7 protein-coding genes are annotated in these 5,742 nt (G+C 74.0%); 3 read left to right on the forward strand and 4 right to left on the reverse strand.

Translation table 11 applies throughout. From position 1 onward, the window contains the following. On the reverse strand, positions 1-203 hold a 203-nt coding region (locus ACTHMS_RS23025), incomplete at its 3' end, for a DUF3151 domain-containing protein (RefSeq protein ID WP_440308991.1). Between ACTHMS_RS23025 and ACTHMS_RS23030 the strand changes: the two genes are divergently transcribed. Then, positions 124-495 (forward strand): DUF3151 domain-containing protein, encoded by a 372-nt coding sequence (locus ACTHMS_RS23030; protein ID WP_440308997.1) that lies wholly within the window; start codon positions 124-126, stop codon positions 493-495. The genes ACTHMS_RS23025 and ACTHMS_RS23030 overlap by 80 nt on opposite strands. Positions 496-564: 69 nt before the next feature. Here ACTHMS_RS23030 and ACTHMS_RS23035 read toward each other — a convergent pair whose 3' ends face one another. The 3 genes from ACTHMS_RS23035 to ACTHMS_RS23045 all read right to left on the reverse strand — a co-directional run bounded on the left by ACTHMS_RS23035 (position 565) and on the right by ACTHMS_RS23045 (position 3,141). After that, entirely contained in the window at positions 565-1,215 is a 651-nt protein-coding gene (locus ACTHMS_RS23035; protein ID WP_440308992.1) for a hypothetical protein, read from the reverse strand. Then, positions 1,212-1,766, reverse strand: coding sequence for a CsbD family protein (locus ACTHMS_RS23040; RefSeq protein WP_440308993.1), 555 nt, complete (start codon positions 1,764-1,766; stop codon positions 1,212-1,214). The genes ACTHMS_RS23035 and ACTHMS_RS23040 overlap by 4 nt, the downstream gene beginning before the upstream one ends. Before the next feature lie 79 nt (positions 1,767-1,845). Continuing rightward, complete coding sequence (locus tag ACTHMS_RS23045) at positions 1,846-3,141, reverse strand: AMP-binding protein (RefSeq protein ID WP_440308994.1); 1,296 nt, start codon at positions 3,139-3,141, stop codon at positions 1,846-1,848. A 62-nt stretch (positions 3,142-3,203) separates the two neighbouring features. Between ACTHMS_RS23045 and ACTHMS_RS23050 the strand changes: the two genes are divergently transcribed. Then, positions 3,204-4,490, forward strand: a complete 1,287-nt coding sequence (locus ACTHMS_RS23050) for an adenylosuccinate synthase (protein ID WP_440308995.1) — start codon at positions 3,204-3,206, stop codon at positions 4,488-4,490. 55 nt (positions 4,491-4,545) lie between these two features. Then, positions 4,546-5,742, forward strand: a 1,197-nt coding sequence (locus ACTHMS_RS23055) for an outer membrane protein assembly factor BamB family protein (protein WP_440308996.1), incomplete at its 3' end; no start/stop codon positions are given.

Raw genomic sequence — 5,742 nt, forward strand, 5'->3', positions numbered from 1 at the left:
CGAAGGAAGCCGCGGTTCGGCTCGTGCGACCACGGGACCGGGCCGAAGCCCTTCCACCCGTTGCGGCGCAACTGGTCCAGCCCGCGGTGGTAGCCGGTGCGCGCGTAGGCGTAGGCCTCGACGCTGCGGCCCTCGGCCAGCGCGTGCTCGGCGAGGGTCGCCCAGGCCAGCATCGACGCCGGGTTGGCCGCGGCGCACCCCACGTCGTCCGCGGCCTGGGCTGCGCTGGCCGAGGCCGCGCTCGCGGGCGGCCGCGACGTCGAGGGCTACGCCTACGCGCGCACCGGCTACCACCGCGGCCTCGACGCGCTGCGCAAGGCGGGCTGGCGCGGCACCGGCCACGTGCCGTGGTCGCACGAGCCGAACCGGGGCTTCCTGCGTGCCCTGCACTCGCTCGCCGTCGCCGCCGGCCGCATCGGCGAGACCGACGAGGCCGAGCGCTGCGCGAAGTTCCTTGCTGACAGCGACCCGGACGCCGCCGCCGCGCTCGACTGACGATGATCAACACCCGTCCTGGCCGCCTGGAGGCGGTCCGAACGGGTGTTGATCGAGCTGGGCGCCGACTCAGCTGCGGGTGCGCGTCGCCTTCTTCGTCTCGACCAGGTCGTCGAGCCGCTCGGCATCGGCGCGCTTCGACCGGGCGGACGAGCGCTGCTGGGCGGCGTCGTCGAGCTTCTCCTTCGCCGTGCGCTGGGCGCGGGACGTGCGCTCCGTCGCGGCCGCCTCGGTGCGCTCGACCTGCTGCTCGACGGCACGCGCACGCTGCTTCGCGCGTGCCTCGGCGGCCTGCGTGCGTGCGGCGGCGGTGCTGCGGGCACGCTGCGCCGCGGCCTGCTTCCCCCGGCGCTCGGTCTGCTCGGCCTCGTCGAGGCCCTGTTCGAGCCGCTGCTGCGCCTGGCGGGCGCGCTGCTGTGCACGCTGCTCGCCGGCGTCCGCGACCTGCTCGGCCTCGGCACGTCGCTCGTCGGCGACCTCCTCGAGGGCGACGGCATCGGTCAGCCGACGCACCCGCTCGAGCCGCTCGACCCCCTGCGCCTCGACCGACGGGTCGCGCAGCAGCCGGCCGGCGAACCGGTCGTAGCTGCCGAGCGCACGGTCGAGGACGAGTGCGGGCGGGGCGTCCGGCCGCAGCCGGCTCGCCACGCGCGCGTCCAGCACCGCGAGCGGGGTGCGGTAGACGCGGTAGGGCAGCGTCAGGATCCGGCGGGTGTTCATCGCGGTCCCCCTTCGGTGTCGGTCTGCGCGGCCTCGGCGCGCAGCTGCGCGGCGGCGGCCTCGGCGGTCTCGGCCTGGTCCTCGAGTGCGGCGGCCCGCGTCCCGGCCTGCTGCTCGGTGCGGGCGGCCTCGGCGGCGAGGTGGGTCGCCTCGCGCTCGCCCTGCTCGGCCACCTCGTCCGAGCGGGTCTCCGCCTCGGCGGCGCCGGCGCGCTCGACGGCGGCCGCCTGCTGCTCGGCCTGCGCGCGTTCGGCGTGCTCGTCGGCGACGATCGCCTGCTCCTCGCGTCCCGCCTGCTGGTAGGCCGCGCGCTGCTGCTCGGTCGCGGCGCGCTGCTGCTGCTCGGACTGCTCGGCGGCCTCCTGCGCCTTCGCGTCGGCGATCGCCTCGCGGCTGGTCGCCTCCCTGCGGGCCTGGGCGTCGGTCTGCTGCAGCCGCCCCTCCTCGGTCAGCTCGTCGCTGCCCGTGACGGCGCCGGCGACCTCCTTGGCCTTGCCGACGACCGAGTCGACGAGTCCCTGGCGGGCCTCTCGTGCCGTGTCGGTATTCACTCGAACTCCCTCGTGTTGCGAACAACGTCCACGAAAGGGCTCCCCGCTCGACTTCCCGGCGACCCGCACCAGTGATCGATCACACGAGCCGGGTCTTGATCACCTTGCCGAGTGCGTTGCGCGGCAGCGTGTCGACGAAGCGCACCTCGCGCGGTCGCTTGTGCACCGAGAGTTCGGACGCGACATGGTCGATCAACGCCGTCGGCGTGATCGGATCGGCGACGACGAAGGCGACCACCCGCTGGCCGAGATCGTCGTCGGGCACGCCGACGACCGCCGCCTCGCGCACCGCCGGATGGCCCAGCAGCGCGGTCTCGACCTCGCCGGCGCCGATACGGTAGCCGCCGGACTTGATGAGGTCGGTGCTCGTGCGCCCGACGATCCGGAACCGGCCGGCGGCGTCGACCTCGGCCGTGTCGCCGGTGCGGAACCACCCGTCGTCGGTGAAGGGCGCGTCGGCACGCCCGAGGTACCCGCCGAACACCGTCGGCCCACGCACCTCGAGCCCGCCGTCCGCGTCCAGCCTCGTGGCGACACCGGCGATCGGCCGGCCGACGATGCCCGGCTCGCGCGGCTCGTCCGCCCGGGCCGCGAGCGTGATCAGCGTTTCCGTCATGCCGTACCGCTCGACCGGTCCCTGCCCCGTCTGCGCGACGAGCGCGTCGAACACCGGGCGCGGCAGCCCGGCGCTGCCGGAGACCAGCAATCGCGCGGACGCGAGTGCCCGGGCCGCGTCCGCATCGCCGGCCACCCGTCCCCACACGGTGGGGACGCCGAAGAGGAGCGTGGCGCCGTCCGCTGCGGCCGCGGCGTATGCCGACGCCGTCGGCCGCCCCGTGTGCACCAGTGCGCTGCCCGCCCGCAGCGCGCCGAGCACGCCCAGCACCAGGCCGTGCACGTGGAACAGCGGCAGCCCGTGGCAGAGCACGTCGTCCGGCCCCCACTGCCACGCGTCCTGCAATCCGTCGAGGCAGGCCGCGATCGCGTCCGCGATGAGCGGCACGCCCTTCGGCAGCCCCGTCGTCCCGGACGTGTACAGGATCAACGCCGAGCCGTGCGGCAGCGGCGGGCGCGCACCGGCCGGTCCTGCCGACGCGGAGAGGTCGGCGCCCAGGACGAGATCGACCGCGGCGTCGCGCAGGATGTGCGCACGCTCCAGCGGTCCTGCGTCGGGCGGCACGGGCACCGCGGGCACGCCGGCCACCAGGCAGCCGACGACCGCGACGACCGTGTCGATCGTCGCGGCGGCCTCGATCGCGACGGCCCGCGCGCCGCGCACCTGCTCGGCCACCGAGGCGGACGCGATCAGCAGCGCCTCGCCGGACAGCGTGCGGCCGGCCACGGTGATCGGCGGACACTCGTCGGGCACCAGCACGGGCGCACCGTATAGCCTTTCCGGCGTCGTCGACCCGAGAGACCCGAGCAACGGAGACAGGCATGCCCGCGATCGTGCTCGTCGGTGCCCAGTGGGGCGATGAGGGCAAGGGGAAGGCGACCGACCTGCTCGGCAGCCGGATCGACGCCGTGGTCAAGTTCAACGGCGGCAACAATGCCGGCCACACGATCGTCATCGGCACCGAGAAGTACGCGCTGCACCTGCTGCCGTCCGGCATCCTGACGCCCGGGGTCACGCCGATCATCGGCAACGGCGTGGTCATCGACCTGGGCGTGCTGTTCGGTGAGATCGACGCCCTCGAGCAGCGCGGCGTCGACACCTCGAAGCTGGTGGTCAGCGCCAACGCCCACGTGATCACGTCCTACAACCGGACGCTCGACAACGTCACCGAGCGCTTCCTCGGCAAGCACAAGATCGGCACGACCGGCCGCGGCATCGGGCCGACCTACGCCGACAAGATGTCGCGCATCGGCATCCGGGTGCAGGACCTCTTCGACGAGTCGGTACTGCGGGCCAAGGTTGCCGGCGCGCTGAACACGAAGAACCAGCTGCTCGTGAAGCTCTACAACCGCAAGGCCTTCGACGTCGACGCCGTCGTGGCCGAGCTGCAGGCCTACGCCGAGCGGCTGCGTCCGATGGTCACCGACACCTCCCTGCTGCTCGAGCAGATGCTGCAGGGCGGCGCGAACGTGGTGCTCGAGGCGGGGCAGGCGACGCTGCTCGACGTCGACTTCGGCACCTACCCCTTCGTCACCTCGTCGAACGCGACGGCCGGCGGCGCGTGCACCGGCTCCGGCATCCCGCCGACCCGCATCAGCCGCGTCATCGCCGTGGCCAAGGCGTACACCACCCGCGTCGGCGAGGGCCCGTTCCCGACCGAGCTGCTCGACGACAAGGGCGACGCCTTGCGCCTGGCCGGCGCCGAGTTCGGCACCACCACCGGGCGTCCGCGCCGCTGCGGCTGGTTCGACGCCCCGATCGCCCGCTACGCGACCCGCATCAACGGCGTCACCGACTTCGTGATCACCAAGCTCGACGTGCTCACCGGCATGGACGAGGTGCCGGTCTGTGTCGCCTACGACGTCGACGGCGTGCGGCACGACGAGGTGCCGATGACGCAGGCCGAGTTCGCGCGCGCGGTGCCGATCTACGAGACCTTCCCGGGCTGGACGGAGGACATCAGCGGCGCGCGCACGCTCGACGACCTGCCGGCCAACGCGCGCGACTACGTGCTCGCGCTCGAGCAGATGATCAACGCCCCGCTGTCGGCGATCGGCGTGGGCCCCGGACGCGACGCCGTCATCGCCGTCCGCGCCCTGCTCGATTGATCATTTTTCCGCGCAAGCCTGGCACGGACCGACACCGCGTGGGCAGACTCGGGGTGTGCCTCCGCGCCTGACCCGCTCCGGTCACCCCCGCGTCCTCCGGCCCCTCGCCGCCACGCTGGCCGCCGGCGCGGTCTGCGCGACCGTCGCGTGCTCGTCCGGCAGCGCCGACGGCAGCCCGTCGCACGTGGCGGCGGCCCCCGGTGCGGCGGCCCCCGGCACCGTCGGTGCGCCGGCCGCCGCGGTCAGGCCCGCCGACTGGTCGGCCTACTTCGGCGGCGCCGCCCGCACCGGCGTCTCGACCACGATGCCCGCGTTCCACGGCAAGCTCTCGGTCACCAAGCGGCTGAAGCTCGACGGCAGTGTGGTCGGCTCGCCCATCGTCGTCGGCGGCCGGATCATCGCCGCGACGGCCAACGACTCGGTCTACGCGTTCACCCTCGGCGGCCGGCAGCTCTGGCGGCGGCATCTCGGCACACCGGCCTCGCAGGCGCAGGTGCAGGCGGCGCATCCGGGCTGCGGCAACGTCTTCCCGCTCGGCATCACCGGGTCGCCGGTGGCCTCGAACGGGCTGGTCTTCGTCTCGCCCGAGTACGGCAACCCCATCCGGCACGAGATCGTGGCCCTGCGGGTGGGCGGCGGCGCCGTCGCCTGGCGCCGCGGCATCGACTTCGCCGGCGTCGACCGCACGGCCATGCAGGAACGGGGTGCGCTGACCGTCGCGGGCGGCAAGGTCTGGGTGCCGTTCGGCGGCCTGGTCGGCGACTGCGGCAACTACAAGGGCCGGTTGGTCGGCACCCCGGTCACCGGCACCGGACGCAGCGCCGTCTTCACCGTCCCCACCGATCGCGAGGCGGGCATCTGGACACCACCCGGCCCGACGGTCGACCGCAGCGGCTGGCTGTACGTCGCCGTCGGCAACGGCGCCGAGCGCAACGGCCGCTACGACCTCAGCGACTCGGTGCTCAGGCTCAGCACGAACGGCTACGTGCACGACCACTTCTCGCCGGCGTCGTGGCACGCCGACAACGACGCCGACAAGGACCTCGGGTCGCAGGGACCCGTCATCGTCCAGAACCGCTGGATCTTCCAGGCCGGCAAGTCGGGCACCGCGTACGTGCTGAGGCTCGGCCACCTCGGCGGCATCGGCGGCCAGGTCAGCAGCGCGACGGTCTGCCGGTCGTTCGGCGGCGCCGCCGTCGACGGCAACGTCGTCTACGTGCCCTGCACCGACGGGGTCAGGCGCGTCACGATC

The organism is Jatrophihabitans sp. (assembly GCF_051960575.1).
Classification (GTDB): domain Bacteria; phylum Actinomycetota; class Actinomycetes; order Mycobacteriales; family Jatrophihabitantaceae; genus JBQCEE01.

What these genes read in the sequence shown, in the direction of transcription:
- ACTHMS_RS23035 (WP_440308992.1), bottom strand. Translation starts at nt 1,215, where the DNA reads ATGAACACCCGCCGGATCCTGACGCTGCCCTACCGCGTCTACCGCACC.
- ACTHMS_RS23050 (WP_440308995.1), top strand. Translation starts at nt 3,204, where the DNA reads ATGCCCGCGATCGTGCTCGTCGGTGCCCAGTGGGGCGATGAGGGCAAG.